General features: G+C 73.7%; 19 protein-coding genes. 11 read left to right on the forward strand and 8 right to left on the reverse strand.

Features of this window, described 5'->3' with window-relative positions:
• Nucleotides 1-11 precede the first annotated feature (11 nt).
• Nucleotides 12-1763, reverse strand: a complete 1752-nt coding sequence (gene treZ / locus ACFYUS_RS31390; RefSeq protein WP_388859747.1) for a malto-oligosyltrehalose trehalohydrolase — start codon at nt 1761-1763, stop codon at nt 12-14.
• 55 nt (nt 1764-1818) lie between these two features.
• The gene (locus tag ACFYUS_RS31395) at nt 1819-2808 is read right to left on the reverse strand and encodes a GNAT family N-acetyltransferase (RefSeq protein WP_388859645.1); all 990 of its coding nucleotides are present in this window, start codon (nt 2806-2808) and stop codon (nt 1819-1821) included.
• 136 nt (nt 2809-2944) lie between these two features.
• Here ACFYUS_RS31395 and ACFYUS_RS31400 point away from each other — a divergent pair, with 136 nt between their 5' ends.
• The 3 genes from ACFYUS_RS31400 (at nt 2945) to ACFYUS_RS31410 (ending at nt 5391) form a co-directional block, all read left to right on the forward strand.
• On the forward strand, nt 2945-3493 hold the full coding sequence (locus tag ACFYUS_RS31400) for an FHA domain-containing protein (protein WP_388859648.1): 549 nt from the start codon (nt 2945-2947) through the stop codon (nt 3491-3493).
• Between the two features lie 240 nt (nt 3494-3733).
• Nucleotides 3734-4825, forward strand: coding sequence for a cytochrome P450 (locus ACFYUS_RS31405; protein ID WP_388859651.1), 1092 nt, complete (start codon nt 3734-3736; stop codon nt 4823-4825).
• An 86-nt stretch (nt 4826-4911) separates the two neighbouring features.
• A complete protein-coding gene (locus tag ACFYUS_RS31410; protein ID WP_388859654.1) occupies nt 4912-5391 on the forward strand; it encodes a hypothetical protein in 480 nt (159 codons plus the stop codon).
• On the opposite strand, the gene ACFYUS_RS31415 is transcribed toward ACFYUS_RS31410, so the two are convergent.
• Both ACFYUS_RS31415 and treY read right to left on the reverse strand, forming a co-directional pair.
• Complete coding sequence (locus ACFYUS_RS31415; RefSeq protein WP_388859657.1) at nt 5369-5923, reverse strand: hypothetical protein; 555 nt, start codon at nt 5921-5923, stop codon at nt 5369-5371. The two genes, ACFYUS_RS31410 and ACFYUS_RS31415, sit on opposite strands and share 23 nt — an antisense overlap.
• A 34-nt stretch (nt 5924-5957) precedes the next feature.
• Nucleotides 5958-8285, reverse strand: a complete 2328-nt coding sequence (gene treY, locus ACFYUS_RS31420; RefSeq protein ID WP_388859660.1) for a malto-oligosyltrehalose synthase — start codon at nt 8283-8285, stop codon at nt 5958-5960.
• 90 nt (nt 8286-8375) lie between these two features.
• On the opposite strand from treY, the gene ACFYUS_RS31425 reads away from it, so the two are divergent.
• Nucleotides 8376-9596: an MFS transporter gene (locus tag ACFYUS_RS31425; protein WP_388859750.1), complete on the forward strand. Its 1221-nt coding sequence runs from the start codon at nt 8376-8378 to the stop codon at nt 9594-9596.
• Here the strand turns inward: ACFYUS_RS31425 and glgX are convergent.
• The gene (gene glgX, locus ACFYUS_RS31430; protein ID WP_388859663.1) at nt 9565-11685 is read right to left on the reverse strand and encodes a glycogen debranching protein GlgX; all 2121 of its coding nucleotides are present in this window, start codon (nt 11683-11685) and stop codon (nt 9565-9567) included. The two genes, ACFYUS_RS31425 and glgX, sit on opposite strands and share 32 nt — an antisense overlap.
• A gap of 188 nt (nt 11686-11873) precedes the next feature.
• On the opposite strand from glgX, the gene ACFYUS_RS31435 reads away from it, so the two are divergent.
• The 4 genes from ACFYUS_RS31435 to ACFYUS_RS31450 all read left to right on the forward strand — a co-directional run bounded on the left by ACFYUS_RS31435 (nt 11874) and on the right by ACFYUS_RS31450 (nt 16282).
• On the forward strand, nt 11874-12671 hold the full coding sequence (locus ACFYUS_RS31435; RefSeq protein WP_388859665.1) for a Tat pathway signal sequence domain protein: 798 nt from the start codon (nt 11874-11876) through the stop codon (nt 12669-12671).
• Nucleotides 12672-12724: 53 nt separating this feature from the next.
• Nucleotides 12725-14032 (forward strand): copper amine oxidase, encoded by a 1308-nt coding sequence (locus tag ACFYUS_RS31440; RefSeq protein WP_388859668.1) that lies wholly within the window; start codon nt 12725-12727, stop codon nt 14030-14032.
• A 121-nt stretch (nt 14033-14153) separates the two neighbouring features.
• A complete protein-coding gene (locus ACFYUS_RS31445) occupies nt 14154-15458 on the forward strand; it encodes an SAV2148 family HEPN domain-containing protein (protein ID WP_388859671.1) in 1305 nt (434 codons plus the stop codon).
• Between the two features lie 98 nt (nt 15459-15556).
• Complete coding sequence (locus tag ACFYUS_RS31450) at nt 15557-16282, forward strand: 3'-5' exonuclease (RefSeq protein ID WP_388859674.1); 726 nt, start codon at nt 15557-15559, stop codon at nt 16280-16282.
• 15 nt (nt 16283-16297) lie between these two features.
• Here the strand turns inward: ACFYUS_RS31450 and ACFYUS_RS31455 are convergent, their stop codons facing one another.
• Both ACFYUS_RS31455 and ACFYUS_RS31460 read right to left on the reverse strand, forming a co-directional pair.
• Nucleotides 16298-17125, reverse strand: coding sequence for an alpha/beta fold hydrolase (locus ACFYUS_RS31455; protein ID WP_388859677.1), 828 nt, complete (start codon nt 17123-17125; stop codon nt 16298-16300).
• A gap of 46 nt (nt 17126-17171) precedes the next feature.
• Nucleotides 17172-18029, reverse strand: a complete 858-nt coding sequence (locus ACFYUS_RS31460; RefSeq protein WP_388859680.1) for a phosphotransferase enzyme family protein — start codon at nt 18027-18029, stop codon at nt 17172-17174.
• Between the two features lie 225 nt (nt 18030-18254).
• Between ACFYUS_RS31460 and ACFYUS_RS31465 the strand changes: the two genes are divergently transcribed.
• The 3 genes from ACFYUS_RS31465 to ACFYUS_RS31475 all read left to right on the forward strand — a co-directional run bounded on the left by ACFYUS_RS31465 (nt 18255) and on the right by ACFYUS_RS31475 (nt 20142).
• Complete coding sequence (locus ACFYUS_RS31465) at nt 18255-18809, forward strand: DUF1697 domain-containing protein (protein WP_388859683.1); 555 nt, start codon at nt 18255-18257, stop codon at nt 18807-18809.
• Nucleotides 18810-18883: 74 nt separating this feature from the next.
• Nucleotides 18884-19510 carry a DsbA family protein gene (locus ACFYUS_RS31470; RefSeq protein WP_388859686.1) on the forward strand — a complete coding sequence of 209 codons (627 nt, stop codon included), beginning with the start codon at nt 18884-18886 and terminating at the stop codon, nt 19508-19510.
• 59 nt (nt 19511-19569) lie between these two features.
• Nucleotides 19570-20142 (forward strand): TIGR03086 family metal-binding protein, encoded by a 573-nt coding sequence (locus ACFYUS_RS31475; protein WP_388859688.1) that lies wholly within the window; start codon nt 19570-19572, stop codon nt 20140-20142.
• Here ACFYUS_RS31475 and ACFYUS_RS31480 read toward each other — a convergent pair.
• A complete protein-coding gene (locus tag ACFYUS_RS31480; protein ID WP_388859690.1) occupies nt 20139-20903 on the reverse strand; it encodes a sirohydrochlorin chelatase in 765 nt (254 codons plus the stop codon). The two genes, ACFYUS_RS31475 and ACFYUS_RS31480, sit on opposite strands and share 4 nt — an antisense overlap.
• Nucleotide 20904 lies beyond the last annotated feature (1 nt).

A 20904-nucleotide genomic window follows, 5' to 3' on the forward strand; every position in this document is an offset into this window, starting at 1 on the left:
TACCGGCCGGATCAGCCGTCCGTCAGGACGATCGCCGACTCGGCCGGGAGGCGGAGGACACCGTCCGCCGCCGGGGCGTCGACCGGGTCCCAGGAGGCCAGGACCCGGTCGCGGCCGTTGGAGCCGAGCGGGATCACCGCGGGATCCCCGCCCATGTTCACGGCCACCCGCAGGTCCCCGCGCCGGAAGACCATCCAGCGGGCCTCCTCGTCGAAGGCGACCTTCACGCCCGCCAGGTCCGGGTCCGTCAGGTCCGGCAGGGTGCGGCGCAGCGCGATGAGCTGGCGGTGCCAGGCGAGGAGCCGCTTGTGCGGGTCCCGCTCGCGTTCGGTCCGGTCGAGGACCGAGCGGTCGCGGGTGGCCGGCTCCTGCGGGTCGGGGACCTCGTCCTCGGACCAGCCGTGCGCCGCGAACTCCCGCTTCCTGCCCCGCCGTACGGCCTCCGCGAGCTCCGGGTCGGTGTGGTCGGTGAAGTACATCCAGGGCGTGCCCGCCCCCCACTCCTCGCCCATGAACAGCATCGGCACCGAAGGGCCGGTCAGGACGAGCGTCGCCGCGCAGGCCAGCAGGCCGGGGGAGAGCGAGGCCGAGAGGCGGTCGCCGAGGGCCCGGTTGCCGATCTGGTCGTGGGTCTGCGCATAGCCGAGGAAGCGGTGGGCGGGGGTGCGCTCCCGGTCCACCGGACGGCCGTGGTGGCGGCCCCGGAAGGTGGAGTACGTGCCGTCGTGGAAGAAGACCCGGGTGAGGGTCTTGGCGAGCGCCGCCATCGGGGCGCGCGCGAAGTCGCCGTAGTAGCCCTGCGATTCGCCCGTCAGGGCGGTGTGCAGGGCGTGGTGGAAGTCGTCGTTCCACTGGGCGTGCACACCGAGGCCGCCGAGCGTGCGCGGGGTCGTCGTGCGCGGGTCCGCGAGGTCGGACTCGCCGATCAGGAAGTGCTGGCGGCCCTGCTCCTTCGCCAACTCGTCGACGGCGGCGGAGAGTTCCTCCAGGAAGGTCAGCGCCCGCGTGTCGGCGAGGGCGTGCACCGCGTCGAGCCGCAGCCCGTCGATCCGGTAGTCCCGCAGCCAGGCGAGCGCGCTCCCCAGGAAGTACGCCCGCACCTCGTCCGAGCCCGGCGCGTCCAGGTTCACCGCCGCGCCCCACGGCGTGTGGTGGGTGTCCGTGAAGTACGGCCCGAAGGACGGGAGATGGTTTCCCGACGGGCCCAGGTGGTTGTGCACCACGTCGAGGACCACGCCCATGCCGAGCCCGTGCGCCGCGTCCGTGAACCGCTTCAGCGCCTGCGGACCGCCGTACGGCTCGTGGACCGCCCACGGCGCCACCCCGTCGTACCCCCAGCCCCGCACCCCGGGGAACGGGCACAGCGGCATCAGCTCCACATGGGTGATGCCGAGGCCCGCGAGCTCCCCGAGGCGCGCGGCCGCCGCGTCGAGCGTGCCCTCCGGGGTGAAGGTGCCGACGTGCAGCTCGTACAGGACGGCGCCGCGCAGCCGCAGCCGCGGGGACTCGTGGCGCCAGGCGTACGCCGAGTGGTCGACGACCGCGCTCAGCCCGTCGGGCCCGTCGGGCAGCCGGCGCGAGCGGGGGTCGGGGAGCACGGGCCCGCCGTCGAGCGAGAAGCCGTACCGGTCGCCGTCCCCGGCGGGCACCACGCCCGACCACCAGCCGTCCCGTTCCGCGTCCCGGTCCAGGGGATGGTCGGAGCCGTTCAGCTCCAGCGTCACCCGGTCACGGGCGCTCGGCGCCCACACCTCGAAGAGCACGGGAATCCCCTCGTCGACGGTCACTCCAGCACGGCTACCGCGACCATCCTGGCAGTCAGGACCCCGACGCGCCCGGCACGTCCCACACGTAGTTGATCGCGTGCTCGAACGTCACGTAGCCCGCGCGGGCGAACGCCGCCGCCATCGGCACGTTCCCCAGGTCCGTCGCCGCCCGGATCCGCGGCACGTCGGCGGCGGCCAGGACCCGGGTCCCCTCCGCCAGGATGTCGTCGACGTGTCCGTGCCCGCGGTGGGCGGGCAGCACACCGATGTACGCGATCGTGTGGTGGTAGTTGTTCCGCGCGGGGACGACGAAGCCGACCGGCTCGCCGCTCTCCGGCAGCTGGGCGACCCGCCACCACGCGCGGGGCGAGGAGTAGGTCCCGAGCTCCTCGTCGAAGTGCAGCTCCGCCGCCTCCCGCGCCGACAGGCCCGAGGCCAGATCGGCCTGCCCGTGCGCGTCGAGCGTGCCCTCCATCACCGGCGTCATCAGCGCGACCAGATCCTCCCGGTCCCGCACGGGACGGAACTCCAGACGGCCCTTCGGCTCCGGTACGGGGGTGCCGGGCCGCCACTCCAGACGCAGCCGCTCGACCAGCGGGCGCGCGCCCGTGCGCTCCAGGACGGAGAACACCGACTCCAGGAGCGACCGGGTCTCCGGCACCTCGCGCCAGTCCGCCGGCATGAACCGTCCGAACTCGGGGCGCCGCGCCCCCGCCGGGACCACCGCGGCCGTCGCCGTCTCCAGGAGCCGCAGACCGACCTCGGCGCGCTCCTCGGCGTCCAGCTCCGGGGCGAGGTCGAAGAAGTCGAGCGCCTGCGGCTCGGCCCCCGGCGTGCCCGTCCACCAGGAGAGCCGGCCGAGGAGCCGGTCGCCGTCGAGCGCCACCCACATCCACCCGGGGAGACGGCGGCCGGTGGCGAGGTCGTCGGCGAGTTCGTGGTCGAGCGAGTACGTGAGGCGGAGGAACAGGTCGAGTTCCTCCGGCCCGGTGAGCGGGCGGACGGTGAGGTCGGTGGTGGACGGTGCGGAAGACGTGGTCACGTCGTGGTTCCCCCGGGAAGTCTGTCGTCGTCGAGCCCGCAGACCGTAACAGCGATGTCGCCGTACCGGTACGGAGTTTCCCCAGGTCCGGGGTCCTTCTGGACACCTCGGGCCCGACCGGCGGACAATCACTCGCGTGACGACCCCTTTCGAGCTTCCCGCGAACTCCCCTCGGCTGACCGACGCCGAGCGGGACCGGGCGCTGGGGCTGCTCCGTGAGGGCGCCGCTCAGGGCCGCCTCTCGCACGACACCTTCCTCTTCCGGATGGAGCGCGCGCTCCAGGCCCGCCGGCCCGACGAACTCGCCCTGCTCACCGCCGACCTGAGGACCGACGGCACCTGGACCCGGCGCGTCGTCGGGGCGGTCGAGAAGATGTCCGCGTTCACGGCGCGGATCGGACGCGCCTGGACCGCCGAGCGGCTGCCGAAGCTGCTCCTTCCGCACCCCGGCCCGTATCCGCTGCGGATCGGCCGCGACCCGGTCAACGGCCTGCGGCTCAGCCACGAGACGGCCTCGCGGCTGCACGCCGAACTCTCGCTCCAGGGCGGGACGTGGGTGCTGCGCGACCTCGGCTCGACGAACGGCACCACCGTCAACGGGCGGCGGGTCACCGGCGCCGTGGCGGTCCGGCCGGGGGACGTGGTCGGCTTCGGCCAGATGTCCTTCCGGCTGTCGCACGACTGAATCGCACGACGCGGGCCGAGCCCGAGCACGACGTGGGCTGAGCCCGAGCACGACGTGGGCTGAGCCCGAGCGCGGCGTGGGCCGAGTCCGCATCGCATGGCGTGGGCTGAATCGCACGACGTGGGCGTTCACCCGTTCGGCGGTACGCGGCGGGCGGTGGGGCCCGCGCGATGATGGGCTGGGCAGACGCGCGCCACGATCTCCGGCCGCGGCACCCACCGCCGACCGACAGGGGGCGCGATGAGCGACGAGCCGAAGCGGGGCACGGGGAACGGCCTGCCTTCCGGGGACCCCTGGACACGACTGCCGTCGATGGCACCGGCGCCGCCGCCGGCCGGAGCCGCCCCGGGGTCCCCCGCCCCCGGGCGCGTCCGGACCCTCGCCGACCGGGCCGCCGCCGGACCCGTCCCGCCCGGCGGGCGGACCGTCGCGCCCAGCCCCCTCGACCCCGGCGCCTCACGCGACCCGCACGGGATCCACCGCACCCTGCGCGAGGAGTTCCCGCTCACGTACGACCCGCTGCTGCGGGCCTGGGTCCTCAGCCGGTACGCGGACGTGGCCGCCGCCCTCACCGACGAACGCTTCACGCACGGGCACCGGCCCGGCGACCCGCCCTGCGCGCGGGCCCACGTCGACGTCGACGTCGAGACCCTGCGCGCGGTCACCGAACGAACGGCCTACGTCCTGGCCCGCCGGATCGCCGAACGGCCCCAGGCCGACCTGGTCGCCGACTTCTGCCACTGGCTGCCCGCCGGAACCGTCGCCGCGGCCGTCGGCGTGCCCTACCGCGACATGATGCGGCTCGTCCGCGGCCGGGCGGCGGGCGCGCTCGCGGGGGAGTGCGGCGCCCAGATCGCCGTACGGGAGAAGGCGCTCGCCTCCTTCCTCGGCAACGTCCTCGCCGATCCCGACCAGGTCGCCGCCCTCCGCGACGCGCCCGCCGGACTCGTCTCCCGCGCCTGGACCGAGTCGCTGCGCCGGGACCCGCCCGTGCAGATCGCGGTGCGCCGCACCGCCGCCGAGGTGCCGGTGAGCGGCGGTGTCGTGCCGGCGGGCGCGTCCGTCGCCCTGCTCGTCGGCTCGGCGGGACGCGACCCGGAGCGCTTCCGCGCGCCCGATCGTTTCGATCCCTTTCGCAACGACCCGGGCCAGCTCACCTACGGGGCGGGCTTCTGCCCGGCGGTCCTCCTGGCCGGATTCGAGGCCGAGTACGCCCTGCGCGCCCTCTTCACGGCCATGCCCCGCCTGCGCCTCGCCGACGGCTTCCGTCCCGTGTCCACGGGCCTCATCACCCGCGCTCCCCGCAGTCTCATCGTCCGGCCGGGCGGCTGAGGGGCCCCGCCCCCGCTGCTAGGGTGACGTGCGCCCGTCAAACGGACGCTCGAACCGCCACTTTTCACGGGGATTTACATATGAACATGCGCCATGTCCGTGCCATCGCCGTCTTCGGCATCGCGGTCGTCGCCCTGACCGGTGCCCGCGGCTCGCACGGCGGCAGCTGCGGCGGCGGCCACAGCTCCGGCAGCCACAGCAGCGGCAGCAACCACAGCGACAACGACAGCACCTCGGACAGCGGCTCCGTGTCCGGCAGCACCGGCAGCTCCGACAAGGCCGTTCGCGATCTGACCATCGACTCGTGCACGTACGACCCGGCGAGCAAGAACCTGGTCGCCCGGGTCACCATCAAGAACGACAACACGTTCGACTACGACTACGACTTCACGACGGAGTTCAAGGGCGACACGGGCGCCGGCGTCACCCCGGCGACCGCGAGGACGACCGCCGTCGCGGTCGCCGCGGGCGCCTCCAAGAGCGTCGACGTGTCCACCCGGTACCCCGGAACCGGCGACGCCTCCGAGTACACCGAGTGCTGGGTCACGCGGGCGTCCCGCTCCTGACCTCGGCCGCGGCCGGGCTCGTGCGGCCCGGCCGCAGCACCGAGGCGAGCAGCAGGACGCCGGGGAGGACCCCGGCGACGGTCCTGACCGCGACGACCGGGAGGTCGAAGGCCGCGAGCGCCACGCCCGCCGCGCCGCAGACCGCGATCGAGGCTCCGAGCACATGGAGCGCGGGCCTGCGCCAGGCGACCGCCAGGCCGGAGAAGTGCACGCCGACGACGAAGGCGATCCAGCCCACGGACGCCGCCGGGGTGTGCAGCACGCGGGCGATCACGAAGAGTCCGGCCGCGAGGCCGGCCACCTCGACCGCCACCACGTACCAGTAGCGCCGGCCGAACCGGGTGCCGGATTCGGCCGGTGCCGTCGCCGTCGCCCGGCCGCGCCGCCCGAGGACGGCCACCCAGAGGAACGCGGCGAGGGACAGCAGCCGCAGCGGCGCGGCGACCGCCGTCGGCAGGGCGACCGCGTTGGCCTGGATGAACACGAGTCCGAACGCGGCGCCGATGATCCGCCCGGTCTGATCTTTCGTCATGATCGTCAGCTTGTCATGGCCGTGGCATCAAGACTCACTCCCCCCGGACCAGCAGCGCCACCGGCCGCTCCGCGAACAGCTCCGCCAGCTTGACCTCCGTCGCCGGGCCGCCCGTGAACTCCCGCACGCCGTCGAGCGCGTCGGTCCAGCGCCCCTCGGGCAGCACCAGCTCCGTGTCCTGCCAGCCGCCCGCCCGGGCGAGCCGCAGGGAGAGCCGGGTCACGGCCGTGATCACCCGGCCGGAGCGGGCGAAGGCCAGACAGTGCGCGGCCGCCGGGCCCTCCGCCGCCAGCGGGACGTACGTGCCGCCCGGGCCGAAGGCCTCCGGATGCGCGCGCCGCAGCCGCAGCGCCGCCCGGACCAGGGCCGTGCGCTCGTCGTCCGGGCCGACCGCGAAGGGCGCCCGGTTGTCCGGGTCGACGAGCGCCCGGTACTCCCGCTCCGTGTTCTGGTACAGCTCCGGCACCCCCGGCATCGTCAGCTGCGCGAGTGCCGCGCCGAGGGCGTGCGCCCGGATGTGCGGCTCCAGGGCGAAGGCCGCCGCCGAGGCCGCCCGGAGCGGGATCCGGCCGGGCCCGGCCGCCGCGAACTCGGCCACCGCCCGCTCGTACGCCGCGTCCGGCTCGGTCCAGCTGGTCCGCAGCCCCGCCTCCCGTACGGACTTGAGGATCGCGGGGCCGAGCCGGTCCGGGTCCGGGGTGCCGAAGCCGAAGGCCGTCTGCCAGGCCGTCCACGCCACGTGCGGATCGGGCGCGGGCACCCCCGAGACCTCCGCGAGGAGCTCCGCCCACACCTCGGGGCACTGGGCGAGCACCGCGATCGCGGCCCGGACGTCCGCGCTGCGCTTGGTGTCGTGCGTGGAGAGCACGGTGCCGGTGCCCGGCCAGTCCCGGGCGATCCGCAGGCAGTACGCGTGGAACTCCTCCACCGGCACCGCCGGACGGCCCGCGTCCCCGCCGACCTCGTTCGCCGAGAGCAGCGGCGTGTACCGGTAGAAGGCCGTGTCCTCCACGGACTTGGCCCGCAGCGCGGAGGACGTCTGCGCGAACCGCGCGCGGAAAGAACGGTGTTCGGGACCGTTGCCGAGCGTGCCGAGCGCCAGGTCCCGTACGAGGTCGACCGCCGTCGCCTCCTCCGGCACCGCGAACGCGGCCTTCGCGCCGCGCGCCGCCTCCGGGGTCAGCACCTCCTTGCCGCCGGTCCGGTAGGTCCGGTAGACGGGGACGCGGACGAGGAGCTCGCGGATCGCGGTGCGCAGCGCCCAGGGGGCGTGGTCCCGCAGCGCGGGGTCGGCGGCGCAGATCCGGCCGGCGATCCGGGTCAGCGCGGCCGTCTCGGACGCCAGGTCATGGGTGACCACCTCGTACGCCGCGCGGCGCCCGGTCGCCTCCCAGTGGCCGCCCCGGTCCCCGGCCTTGCCGACGAACTCCCGGTAGGAATCGGTGAGTTCGTCGGCTCCGACCGGGTCGGTGAACACCCCGTCGAGCTGCCGGAGCGCGTCGTACCCGGTGGTGCCCGCGACCGGCCAGGCGGCGGGCAGCGTCTCCGCGCCCGTGAGGATCTTCTCGACGACCGTCCAGCAGCGCCCGCCGGTCGCCGCCGCCAGGTCCTCCAAGTAGCCCTGCGGGTCGGCGAGTCCGTCCGGGTGGTCGATGCGCAGCCCCTCGATCACCCCGTCCGCGACCAGCTCCACGATCTTCGCGTGGCTCGCCGCGAACACCTCGGGGTGCTCCACCCGCACCCCGATGAGCTCCGAGACGGTGAAGAAGCGCCGGTAGTTGAGCTCGGTGCGGGCCAGCCGCCACCAGCCGAGCCGGTACCACTGGGCGTCGAGCAGCTCGTCCGGCGGCAGGTCCTCGGTGCCCGGGCGGAGCGGGAACTCCTGGCCGTCCAGGTGCAGGGAGCCGCCCGAGACCCGGAACCGGTCCCGCACCTCCGGGAGCCGCGCGGGCAGCACCGGGAGCAGCAGCCGCCCGTCCCCGGCCCGCCAGTCGATGTCGAACCAGCGGGCGTACGGCGAGTCCGGGCCGTCTCTGAGGACGGCGCGCAGCGCGCGGTTGTGCCGGGGGGAGGCCGCCATGTGGTTGGGCACCAGGTCCACGACCAGACCGAGGCCGTGCGCCCGCGCGGTCGCCGCGAGCGCCCGCAGCCCCTCCTCGCCGCCCAGTTCGGCCCGTACGGAGCCGTGGTCGGTCACGTCGTAGCCGTGGGTCGAGCCGGGCACCGCCTCCAGGACCGGGGACAGGTGCAGATGCGAGACGCCGAGGCCGGCCAGGTACGGCACGGCGCGCTCGGCGGCCGCGAACGGGAACTCCGGCTGGAGCTGGAGCCGGTAGGTCGACGTGGGTGGAATGGGCGTCATGCGAACGTACGTACCCCGCCGGAAGGCTTCTGTGTCATCGCCCCATGCACCCGTTCGAGTGCATCGCGTTACGTTCGCGTGATGCTCCGGATGTATCGCGACACGCTGTCCCTGCTCGGACCGGCCCTGCCCGTCGTCTCGTTCCTCGGCCGGCTGCCCACCGCCATGTGCCAGCTCGGCAGCCTCCTCCTGGTCGCCGAGACGAGCGGCTCGCTCGCCACCGCCGGGCTCACGGGCGGAGCGCTCGCCGCCGGGCAGACCGTCGCCGGGCCCGTCATCGGCCGGCTCGCCGACCGGCACGGCCAGCGCGGGGTGGTCCTCGCGGCCTCCCTCGCCAACGCGGTCGCCGTCACCGCCCTGGTCCTCGCCGCCCTCGCCGGCGCCGCCACCGGCCCGCTCATGGTGCTGGGGGCGCTCGCCGGGGCCACCGTCCCGCAGGTCGGGCCGCTCGCCCGGACCCGCTCCGTGGCCCTCGCCCGACGCTCCGGCGCGGACGACCGGCTCGTCGGCGCGGTGCTCTCCTTCGAGGGCACCCTCGACGAGGTCTCCTTCGTCCTCGGCCCCGCCCTCGTCGGCCTCGCCGCCGCCCTCGCCCACCCGGCCGCCGCGCTGCTCCTGGCGGCGCTCCTGCTGGCCGCCTGCGGGACGGCCTTCGCCCTCCATCCGACGGCCCGGGCGGCGGCACCGGTGACATCCACCCGTACGAGTGCCGCCGAACGGACGCGGCTGCCGGGATCCGCGTACGCCCTGCGCGCCACGATGGTCCTCCAGGGCGCCATGTTCGGCGCCTCGCAGGCCGGGATCACCGCCCTCACCGAGCGGCTCGGCGTCCCCGCCCAGGCCGGGCTCGTCTACGCCGCCATGGGCGTCATGAGCGCCGCCGTAGGCCTCTCCATGGCCGCCGTGCCCGCCCGGATCGGGCTCACGACCCGCTGGCGGGCCGCGACCGCCGGGCTCGTCGTCCTGTCCGTACCGCTGCCGTTCGTCGGCTCCCTGGGCGCGCTGTACGCGGTCGTCGTCGTCCTCGGCGCCGCCTACGCCCCGCATCTGATCACCGTCTTCGGGCTCACCGAGCGGACCGTGCCGGCCGCCCGGCTCGCCGAGTCGATGGCCTTCCTCACCAGCGGCATCGTGGGCGGTCAGGCCCTCGCCCTCGCCGTCTCGGGCCGGCTCGCCGAGGGCGAGGGCGCCCCCGCCGCCTTCGCGGTGGCGGTGGGGGCGGCCGCGGCCTGCGCGGCCCTCTCCTGGTCGGTGCGGGTGGCCGGGCCCGTACGGGACCTCAGGCCGGCCGGCGCAGAACGGTCAGGCTGAGCGGCGCGAGCGACACCCGCTCGCCGCCCGCCAGCTCCGGGCCCTCCTGCGGCGGCATGCCCTCCGGGTCCGAGGTGTCCACGACCATGCGCCAGCAGCGCCCGTGGCCGTCCGGGACCGAGAACTCCAGCTCCTTCGAGGAGGCGTTGAACATCAGCAGGAAGGAGTCGTCGGCGATCCGCTCGCCCTGCGGTCCCGGCTCCGAGATGGCGTTGCCGTTGAGGAAGACGGTCAGCGCCTGGGCGTGCGCCGCCTGCCAGTCGCGGGAGGTCATCTCCTCGCCCTCGGGCGTGAACCAGGCGATGTCGGTCAGCTCGTCGTGGGTGCCCTCCACCGGCCGGCCGTGGAAGAAGCGGCGGCGCCGGAAGACCGGATGCTCCCGGCGCAGCCGGACCATCGCGCGCGTGAAGCGCAGCAGCGTGGCCTCCGCCTCGCTGTTCTCCTTCGGCCACCGCACCCAGGAGACCTCGTTGTCCTGGCAGTACGCGTTGTTGTTGCCGCCCTGCGTCCGCCCGAACTCGTCGCCGTGGCTGAGCATCGGCACGCCCTGCGAGAGCATCAGCGTGGCGAGGAAGTTGCGCATCTGGCGGGCGCGCAGCTCCACGATCCCCACGTCCCCGGTCTCGCCCTCCACCCCGCAGTTCCAGGACCGGTTGTAGCTCTCGCCGTCCCGGTTGCCCTCGCCGTTCGCCTCGTTGTGCTTGTCGTTGTACGAGACGAGGTCCCGCAGGGTGAAACCGTCGTGGCAGGTCACGAAGTTGACCGAGGCGAGCGGCCGCCGCCCGTCGTCCTGGTACAGATCGGAGGATCCGGTCAGCCGGGAGGCGAACTCGGCGAGCGTGCGCGGCTCGCCCCGCCACAGGTCCCGCACGCAGTCCCGGTACTTGCCGTTCCACTCGGTCCACAGCGGCGGGAAGTTCCCCACCTGGTAGCCGCCCTCGCCCACGTCCCACGGCTCGGCGATCAGCTTCACCTGGCTCACCACCGGGTCCTGCTGCACCAGGTCGAAGAACGAGGACAGCCGGTCCACCTCGTGGAACTGGCGCGCCAGGGTGGCCGCCAGGTCGAAGCGGAAGCCGTCCACGTGCATCTCGGTCACCCAGTACCGCAGACTGTCCATGATCAGCTGGAGCACGTGCGGGGAGCGCATGAGCAGCGAGTTCCCGGTGCCGGTGGTGTCCGTGTAGTACCGGGGGTCGTCCGCGAGCCGGTAGTACGAGGGGTTGTCCAGGCCCCGCATGGAGAGCGTCGGGCCCAGGTGGTTGCCCTCGGCCGTGTGGTTGTAGACCACGTCGAGGATGACCTCGATGCCCGCCTGGTGCAGCGCCCGGACCGCCGCCTTGAACTCCAGGACCTGCTGGCCCCGGTCGCCCCAGGACGCGTAGGCGTTGTGCGGGGCGAAGAAGCCGATCGTGTTGTAGCCCCAGTAGTTGGAGAGCCCCGCGTCCACGAGCCGGTGGTCGTTCACGAACTGGTGAACGGGCATCAGTTCGAGCGCGGTGACGCCCAGTTCCTTCAGGTGGCCGATGACCGAGGGGTGCGCGAGCCCCGCGTACGTCCCGCGCAGCTCCTCCGGAAGGTCCGGGTGCAGCATCGTCAGGCCCTTCACATGGGCCTCGTAGATCACCGTGTGGTGGTACTCGGTGCGCGGGCGCCGGTCGTCGCCCCAGTCGAAGTACGGGTTCACGACCACCGAGGTCATCGTGTGCGGGCCCGAGTCGAGGTCGTTGCGCGCGTCGGGCCGCCCGAACGGGTACCCGTACACCGCCTCCCCCCACTTCACCTGCCCCGACACCGCGCGCGCGTACGGGTCGAGCAGCAGCTTCGCCGCGTTGCAGCGCAGCCCGCGCTCCGGCGCGTACGGGCCGTGCACCCGGAACCCGTACCGCTGACCGGGCATCACGCCCGGCAGATAGGCGTGCCGCACGAACGCGTCGGTCTCGCGCAGCTCCACCGCCGTCTCCGAGCCGTCGTCGTGCAGCAGACACAGCTCGATCCTGTGGGCGGCCTCCGAGAAGACCGCGAAGTTGGTGCCCGCTCCGTCATAGGTGGCGCCCAGGGGGTACGCCTGTCCCGGCCAGACCTGCATGGATACGACTCTTCCTCTTCTGTCCGGGTTTTACGGGTGTTATTCCGTCAGATCCTGCCCGAAAGAGTCGCAACCTCCTAGGACTTCGCCCCGTCCTACCGGGTGACCGCAACCATGAGGGGGATAGAGGGGGAAATGTGTACGAAATAGTTCGCCGCCACCTGGGGAAGGTGGTGGCAGGGGCGGCCATGGCGGTGACGGGAACCGCCGTCGCGGTGGCGATCAGCCTGCCGGGGCAGGCGGGAGCGAACGGGGCGGCCGGAGCGGCCGGAACCGGGGGACCGACCGGGATCGCCGGAGCGGCCGGCACGCCGGCGGCCGACGCCTCCGGACAGGGAGGGGCCGACGGGCGGACGGCGGGCTCCGCGCCGCCGCCGGCCACCGTGATCCCGCCCGCGACCGAGGGGGAGAAGGGCGTCGGCAGCGACCCGCTCACCGACGACGAGCTCGCCCGGGCCGAGGCACTGGCGCTGACCCCGCCCGCCGCCTCCGCCCAGCACGACGTCACGGGCGGCCGCGGCCCGCAGCGCCTCGGCACCCGGCTCGCCGACCCGGTGCCGGGCGACGCGTCGCGCCGCGCCGAGGTCCGCCTCTACGACTACGGGCGGGACGAGCTCATCACGAAGACCGTCAACCTCGACACCGGCAAGGTCGAGAAGTCCGGTGCGCAGCGCGGGGTCCAGCCCTCCGCCCACCCCGACGAGCTGCGCGAAGCCCTGGAGCTGATCCTCGCGAGCCCGCTCGGCAAGGGCGTCAAGGAGGACTACGAGGACGCCACCGGCAAGGAGCTCACCTCCAGCCGGCAGCTGTGGTTCAACGGCGACGTCTACCGCACCTACCGCGAGACCAACGTGCCCGCACAGCTCTCCCGTTGCGGGGAGCACCGGTGCGTCCGGCTCGTCACCAAGGTCCTCAACGGCGCCTGGATCGACACCCGGAACCTGATCGTCGACCTCTCCGCCAGGACCGTCACCCGCGTCGGCTGACCACCGCCGCCCCGGTCCCCGGCCCCACGACACGTACGAGGGAGCACGTCCCCATGTCCATCCAGCTCGACCCGCGCACCCGCAAGCGGGGTGCCGTCCTGGCCGCCGCCGTCCTGCTCGGCACCGCCACGGCCGCCGCCGGACCCGCGACCGCCGCCCCCGCCCCGACGCGGGCGCCGTCACCCACCACGCCCGACTGCTCGGCCGCGTACCGCATCACGCAGAAGCTCGACGGCGGCACGACCTGGCGCATGTGCTGGCGCTACGACACCGACGCCGGGCTCACGCTCGACAAGATCACCTACCAGCCGCCCGGCGCCGCCGCCCCCATCAAGGTCCTCGACAGCGCCCGGCTCGCCCAGATCCACGTGCCCTACGACGACGGCGGCGCCGAGTACGACGACCTCACCGGCGCCGGCTTCGGCTACGGCCTGCAGAACCTCAAGCCGACCGAGTGCCCCGGCGGCACCCTCACCACCGTCAAGGTCACCGACGTCGGCGACGTCAAGGGCCTGTGCACCACCACGCGGGCGCGTGGGCACGCGTACCGCATGGCCAGCGACAACGGCTCCAAGGTCTGGGCGGCGCAGGCCAAGGACCTGCTCGTCTACACCGTCAACAAGGTCGGCTGGTACGAGTACATCACCGAGTGGCGCTTCACCGCCGACGGCACCATCGGCGCCAACGTCGGGGCCACCGGCAGCCTCTCGCCCGTCGACTACAACGCCACCGACGGCCGCGGCTGGCCCCTCGGCAAGGGTGCCCGCGGCTACGCCACCAGCCACGCCCACAACGTCTTCTGGAAGCTCGACTTCGGCCTCGACGGCTCCACCAAGGACCGGATCGAGCAGTTCGACTCCACCGTCACCGCGCCCACCGGCGGCGGCGGACCCACCGTGAAGACCACGAAGACCGCCGTCACCAAGGAACTCGCCGGCGACGCGAAGAACATGCGCTGGTGGCGGGTGGTCAGCGGCACCGGCAAGAACGCCGACGGCCACGCCCGCTCGTACGAGATCGTGCCCGGTCACACCGACACGCACGCGGGCCGCGGCTTCACCAAGCACGGCGTGTACTTCACCCAGTCCCGCGCCTGCGAGAAGTTCGCGAGCAACAACATCGGCGACTGCGGTCGGGGCGCCCCGGACAGTGTCGACAAATGGGTCAACGGCGAGACCCTGACCAAACCGTCGGTGTGGGTCAACATCGGGTTCCACCACATCGCCCGGGACGAGGACCAGCAGCCGATGCCCGTCCACTGGCAGGGCTTCCAGCTCGTGCCCAGGGACGTAACCGCTATGAATCCGCTCACTCCGGCCGATCTCGCCTCCCAGAACGGGCAGCCCGATCTCGGGAGTTGAGGAAGCAGCCTGACGATCCTGCTGCACCGCCCTCCGCTCGCGGAGTACCCTTCCTTGATCGTTGTCACATGGTCATCCAGTCCGCCGGAACGGGTGTCCGGGAGCAGAAGGCGGTGCGCGGGTGAGCTCGGGAGGTCTGGAGCTGCCCTCAGGTGACGCGGGGCGCGAGGGGGACTCGGCCGACCCCGCAGAGGCGTCGCCCGGAGCGGCCGTGCCGCCGGGTGTCGTCCTGCCGCCGGGCGCGGGCGCCCCGCCCGGCACGGTCACGGTCGGCCGGCCGGTGGAGATCGGGGCGGAGCTCGACTGGGGCGCCGAGGCCTGGGGCGAGGTCCGCACCCGGGCCCAGCGCGCGGGCCGCGCCTACATCTGGCTGAACCTCGTCGAACAGCGGCTGCGGGCCGTGGTCGCCGCCGTCCTGCGGCCCGTGTACGAACCGGTGCACGGCGAGGAGTGGGTGGTGGCCGCCGCCGGACCGGCCGGCCAGGAATGGGTCCAGCGGGCGGTCGCCGTCCGCGAGGTCTCCCGCCGCAAGGGCTACCTCCTCGACCCGGCCGACGACAACGTGCTGAGCTTCCTCACGCTGCCCCAGCTGCGCGAGCTGATGGTGCAGCACTGGCCGTGCTTCGAGCCCTACTTCGACGACCGGCGCGAGGTCGAGCTCGCCCTCGACGAGCTGGAGGTCACGCGCAACGTGGTCTCCCGCAACCGGGCGCTGTCGCTGACCGTCCTCGCCCAGTCCGAGCGGGCCTCCGCCCGCATCCTGGAGATCCTCGGCAGCGGCGCCGGAGTGCCCTCCGCCGACCGGCTGCCCGTGGACGCGGTCGAGGACCTCGTCGGCGACCGGTACGCGGACGTCGTCTCCGTCCACCCCGACCGGGTCCGGCTCCAGCGGCAGCTGCCCGCCGAGGACCTCTTCGGCGGGGCCCGCCGCCTCGACGCCACCGGCATAGGCCTCAATCTGCTCGTGCAGAACTTCTCCGGCCGCCGCATGGTCCGGCTCGCCGAGTCCGGCTGCCGGACCCGGCTCCTCTTCCTCAACCCGGCGAGCAGCGCCGTCAAGCGCCGCGAGCGCGAACTCGGCCTGAAGAAGGGCGAGCTGAGCCGCTCGGTCGAGATGAACATCCTGCACATGCGGCGGGTCCGCTCGAGCCTGCGCGACCCGGGCGCCTTCCAGATCCACGTCTTCGACGAGACCCCCCGCTTCACCGCCTACCTGGTGGACGGCGACGGGCCGGACGGCGTCGGCGTCGTCCAGTCCTATCTGCGCCGGGCCCGGGGCATGGAGGCGCCCGTCCTCGTCCTGCGCGGCGGCGGACGCAACGTCGTCCGTCACGGGCAGACGTCCCGTGACGGAGATCACGGGCTCTTCGAGACGTACCGGGAGGAATTCGAGTCGGTCTGGCTCGACTCCCGGCCCGTCTCCTGACCCCCGGAGGGCGCATCCGGCGGGGGCAGCCGAGGACGTTGTCAGTGGCGCGTGCGAGGGTGGTCACACCACGGGGGAGATCACGTAAGGAGGACCCGATGGCTTGGCACGGCGACACGCTGGTCGGCTTCGACCTGGAGACGACCGGCACCGAACCGCTGGAGGCCCGTATCGTCACGGCCTCGATCGTCGAGGTCGACGGCGGGGGGCAGGTCGGGAGCCGGCGGGACTGGCTCGCGGACCCGGGCGTTCCCATTCCGGAGGAGGCCTCCGCGATCCACGGCATCAGCACCGAGCGCGCGGCCGCCGAGGGCCGCCCGGCCCGCGAGGTCGCCGACGAGATCGCGCGGACCCTCGCCGCGTACTGGGAGGACGGCGTCCCGGTCGTCGCGTACAACGCCTCCTTCGACCTCACGCTCCTCGCCGCCGAGCTGCGCCGGCACGGGCTGCCCTCGCTCGAGGAGCGGCTCGGCGGGACGGCCATCGGCCCGGTCGTCGACCCGTACACCATCGACCGGGCCGTCGACCGCTACCGGCGCGGCAAGCGGACCCTCGAAGCGGTCTGCGGGGAGTACGGCGTGGTCCTCGAAGCCGCCCACGAGGCCGCCGCCGACGCGCTCGCCGCCGTCCGGGTCGCCGTCGCGATAGCCGAGCGGCACCCCCAGGTGGCCGCCCTGGACCCGGCCGAGCTGCACGAGCGGCAGATCGGCTGGTACCGGGCCTGGGCCGAGAACTTCCAGGACTTCCTGCGCCGCAAGGGCGACGCGGAGGCTGTCGTCGACTCCACGTGGCCCCTGCGGTCGGCGGCCCTGTCCGCGCCCTAGTCCTCCTCGAGGGGCCTAGTTCTCCTTGAGGAAGGAGAGCAGCAGCTCGTTGACCATCTCCGGCTGGTCCAGCTGGAGCCAGTGGCCCGCGTCCTCGACCCGCTCGTAGCGCCAGGACCCGGCGACGTACTCGCCCGTCCCGGACATCGAGCGCTCGGTGAGGAAGCGGTCGCCGGTCGACCACACGCCCATCACCGGGACCTGCTCCGGCAGCGGCACCAGCGGCAGGCCGGCGCCGAACTGGACCTCCGCCGGCAGGCCCGCGCGGTAGACGTTCAGCGCGGCCGTCAGCGCGCCCGGCGCGCGCAGCTGCTCGACCACGGACTCCGCGTCCGGGTGCTCGCCCAGCATCTCCCGCATGTTGGCGAAGTCGTCCCGGGCGAGCCAGTCCTCGGCGACCCCGGCGAGCTGGAACAGCAGCATGTACCAGGAGCGCTGCTTCTGCTCCCAGCCCGCCCCCAGGACGGACCCCAGGTGCCCCACCGACAGGATGCTCAGGCTCCGCACCCGGTCCGGGAAGAACTGGGTCAGGCCCTGCGCGATGCCGGAACCCCAGTCGTGACCCACCAGGTGGACCCGGTCGAGGCCGAGGTGCGCCAGGAGCTCGATCAGATCGCCGACGTGCTTGCCCGGGTGGTACGCCTCCGGGCCGCCCTCGGGGCGGTCGGAGGCGCCGAAGCCCCGCAGCGTGGGGGCGACGGTCTGGAAACCGGCCGCGTTCAGCGCCGCGACCTGGTGCCGCCACAGGTGGTGGCTGTCGGGGAAGCCGTGCACGAGCAGCACGGCCGGTCCCTCCCCGCCCACCTCGACGTCGAGGGTCACCTCGGACAGTTCGACCCGCATCTCAACACCCCGTTCTCCACCGGCCGGTTCGCCGGACACCATGATGTCAGAAGGGGTACCAGCGGACCTCGGGGTCGCCGTCCCGCAGCGAGGCCACCCGCCGCTCGAACTCGGCGAGGGCCTTCGGGTTCGCCGGGGCGTGCTGCGCCACCCACGCGCAGCTCGCGGTCTCCCGCGCGCCGCGCAGCACCGCGCACCCCTCCCACTCCCGGACGTCCCAGCCGTACGCCCCGGTGAAGGCCTCGTACGCCGCCGGGTCCAGGCCGTACCGGTCCCGGGAGAGGGCGAGGACCACGAGGTCGTGCTCGCGCAGGTCCGACGAGAAGGTCTCCAGGTCCACCAGGACCGGGCCGTCGGGCCCGACGTGGACGTTCCGGGGGAGGGCGTCCCCGTGGATCGGGCCCGGGGCCAGGTGCGGGGTGAGCGCGGCCGCCGCCGGGGCGAAGGAGTCGCGCCGCTCCCGCAGGAAGGCCGCGTCCGCCGGATCGATCGCGTCCCCCGCGAGCCGCAGCCACCGCTCGACCCCGCCGAGCAGCTCACGGCGCGGCAGCGCGAACCCCACCGGCTCCGGCAGCGCGTGGACGGCCCGCAGCAGCGGCGCGAGGTCACGGGGCTCCGTGGGCCGCACCGCCTCCGGCAGCCGGTGCCAGAGGGTGACCGGATGCCCGTCCACGAGGCGCGGCTTCTCCTCGGCCGCCCGGACCGCCGGAACCCCGGCCTCCGCCAGCCAGGACGCCAGCGCGAGCTCCCGCCCGGCCCGCTCGAACAGCTCCGCGTCCCGGCCGACCTTCACCACCAGATCGCCCACCGCGAAGACCGCGTTCTCGCCCAGGGCGAGCAGCCGCGCCCCCGCGACCGGCAGCCCCGCCCCGTCCAGGATCTCCCGCGCCCGCGCCTCGTCCATCGACCTCTCCCTCACCCGTGTCTTTGCGCCAAAGTCTCCCATCCACGCAGCTCCCGGTCCTCGCCCGCTATCAACGCAGATGACGGATTAGTCATTACGAAACCTTGTTGAATAAGTCACAGATGGGTGAAGGGTCTTCTCCGAACCCCCTCCATCGGACAGTGTTCGAACCGGCCACCGCGCCGCCCCCCACGAGGCGCGGTGGCCGCCTTAGGATCGGGGCCCATGACGAAGACATACGCGGCCCTGCTCCGCGGCATCAACGTGAGCGGGCGCCGCAAGGTCCCCATGGCGGAGCTCCGCGACCTCCTCGAAGGCCTCGGCCACACGGACGTCCGCACCTACCTCCAGAGCGGGAACGCCGTCTTCACCACCGACTCCGGCGCGGGCGAGGACGAGCTCAGGGCCGCGCTGGAGGACGCGATCGAGGAGCGTTTCGGCTTCCGCGTCGACTGCCTCGTCCGCGACGGCGACTACCTCGCCGCCGTCGCCGACGCCTGCCCCTTCCCGGCCGCCGAACTGCAGGGCAAGCAACTCCACGCCATCTACTACTCCGAGCCCGCCGACCCCGGGCGCTTCGCCGCCATCGACCGCGAGGCCCACCTCCCCGAGGACTTTGCCCTCGGCGACCGGGTGCTCTACCTCTACACCCCCGAGGGCCTCGGGAACTCCAAGCTCGGCGAGGCCGTCTCCCGCCCGTCCGTGGTGAAGGGCCTCGTCGCCACCGGCCGGAACTGGAACACCGTGGTCAAGCTCGTCGAGATGACGCGGGAGGACTGACCACGAAGTGGCCCAGTCGAGCGGCCGGCGAATGGCCCGTGGCAGCGGGCCAACTCCCCAGTAGATTCATTCCCATGACGAGCACCGAGACCACGCCCCGCCCCACCGTCGACTTCTACTTCGACCCCGCCTGCCCCTTCGCCTGGATAACCTCCCGCTGGATCCTGGAGGTCGAGCGCCACCGGGACATCGACCTCCGCTTCAAGGTCATGAGCCTGTACTTCCACAACGAGGGCAACGAACTCCCCGACTGGTACCGCGAGCTCGTCGACGCCTCCATCGGCCCGGTCCGGGTCGCCGCCGCGGCCGCCGAGAAGTACGGCGACGAGATCCTGCGCCCGCTCTACACGGCGTACGGCACCCGCATCCACGAGCAGGACAACAAGGACTTCGACGCGGTCGTCGCCGCATCCCTGGCCGAGCTCGGACTCCCCGCCGAACTCGCCGCCGCCGCCCACCACCCGGCCTACGACGAGGCCGTCCGCCGCAGCCACGACGCGGGCAAGGACCCCGAGGCCGAGGGATACGTCGGCACCCCCACGATCCACGTCGACGGCACCGTCTGGTTCGGCCCCGTCCTGCGCGCCATCCCGCGCGGCGAGAAGGCCGCCGAACTCTTCGACAGCTTCCGCGTCCTCGCCTCCCACCCCGACCTCTTCGAGGTCAAGCGCACCCGCACCGGCGGCCTCGACTTCAGCTGACCGGGCCCCTGTCGCGAAAGTTCAAGACCCGCGCCCGGCCGCTCCGTACCGTCGACGGCATGAACGAGATCCACACCCACCTCACCGTCTGCGCCGCCGAAGCGAGCCGGGTCGCCCGCGGCGTCACCGCCGAACAGCTCGGCACCCCGTCCGTCTGCGCCGACTGGACGGTCCGCGAACTCGCCAACCACCTGGTCCTCTACTCGGCCCACGGCCTCGAACACCGCGCCCTGCGGACGAAGCTCCCCGAGGAGACGACCGAGCGGGACTTCGCCGGCGAGGACGGCTGGGCCGAGGCGTACGCCGCACAGCTCGACCGGGCCCTGGCGGCCTGGGAGCGGCCCGGCGTCTGGGACGGAGAGGTCGACACCGGCTTCGCCACCATGCCGGCCACCACGATCGCCTCGCTCCTCGTCAAGGAACTCGCCCTGCACGGCTGGGACCTGGCCCGCTCCACGGGCCAGGACTTCACGGTCCCCGAGGACACGGCGGCCTTCGTCCTCGGCGTCGTCGAGGAGCACGCCGAGGTCTACCGCCAGTACGAGGGCTTCGCCGCGGCCGTCGACGTGCCCGACGACGCTCCGGCCTTCGTCCGCGCCCTCGCGGCCGGCGGCCGGAACCCGAAGCTCTAGGCGGTCCGGGCGACCGGCCGGCTCGCCGCCTCGTACCGCTCCAGGAGCAGACGGGCCAGCTCGGGGGAGGGGCCCAGGACGTCCGCGAGGACGTCGGCCCCGGCCGCGCCCGTCGCGATGCGGTCCGGGAGGCGGCCCGGGGCGATGACATAAGGGGCCACCGCGACCCGGCGGACGCCCGGGTCCGTGCGCAGGGCACGGACCGCGTCCTCCGTGCGCGGAAGGGATGCGGAGGCGAACGCGGGCCGCACGGAGCACCAACCGGTGCGCCGCAGCTCCCGCGCCGTTTCTGCGATCACCGCGATCGCCTCCGGGTCTGTGGAGCCCGCCGAGGCCAGCACGACCCCGGTCGTGCCCTTGTCGCCGGGCGTGAGCCCGGCCTCGTGGAGCCGCCGCTCCACCGCCGCGATCAGCAGTGGCGAAGGGCCGAGGACCTCGGCCTGGCGGACGGTCAGGGACGGGCGGGGGTCCCCCCAGGACGAAGTCCTAGGGGGAGCCTGACGCAGGACGGCGGGGATGTCGGCCTTCGCGTGGAAGGCCCGGGTCAGGAGGAGCGGCAGGGCCACGACCTCCCGTACCCCGTCCGCCGCGAGCCGGTCGAGGACGCCCGGCACCGACGGCAGGTTGAAGTCCAGGAACGCCGTCTCCACCCGCAGCCCCGGCCGCAGCGCACCGGCCCGGCGCACCAGCGCCCGGACGGTCGCCGCGTGCCGCGGGTCGCGGCTGCCGTGGGCGATCACGAGGAGGACGGGGCGGTTCATG

This window comes from Streptomyces sp. NPDC004284 (assembly GCF_042874035.1).
Classification (GTDB): domain Bacteria; phylum Actinomycetota; class Actinomycetes; order Streptomycetales; family Streptomycetaceae; genus Streptomyces.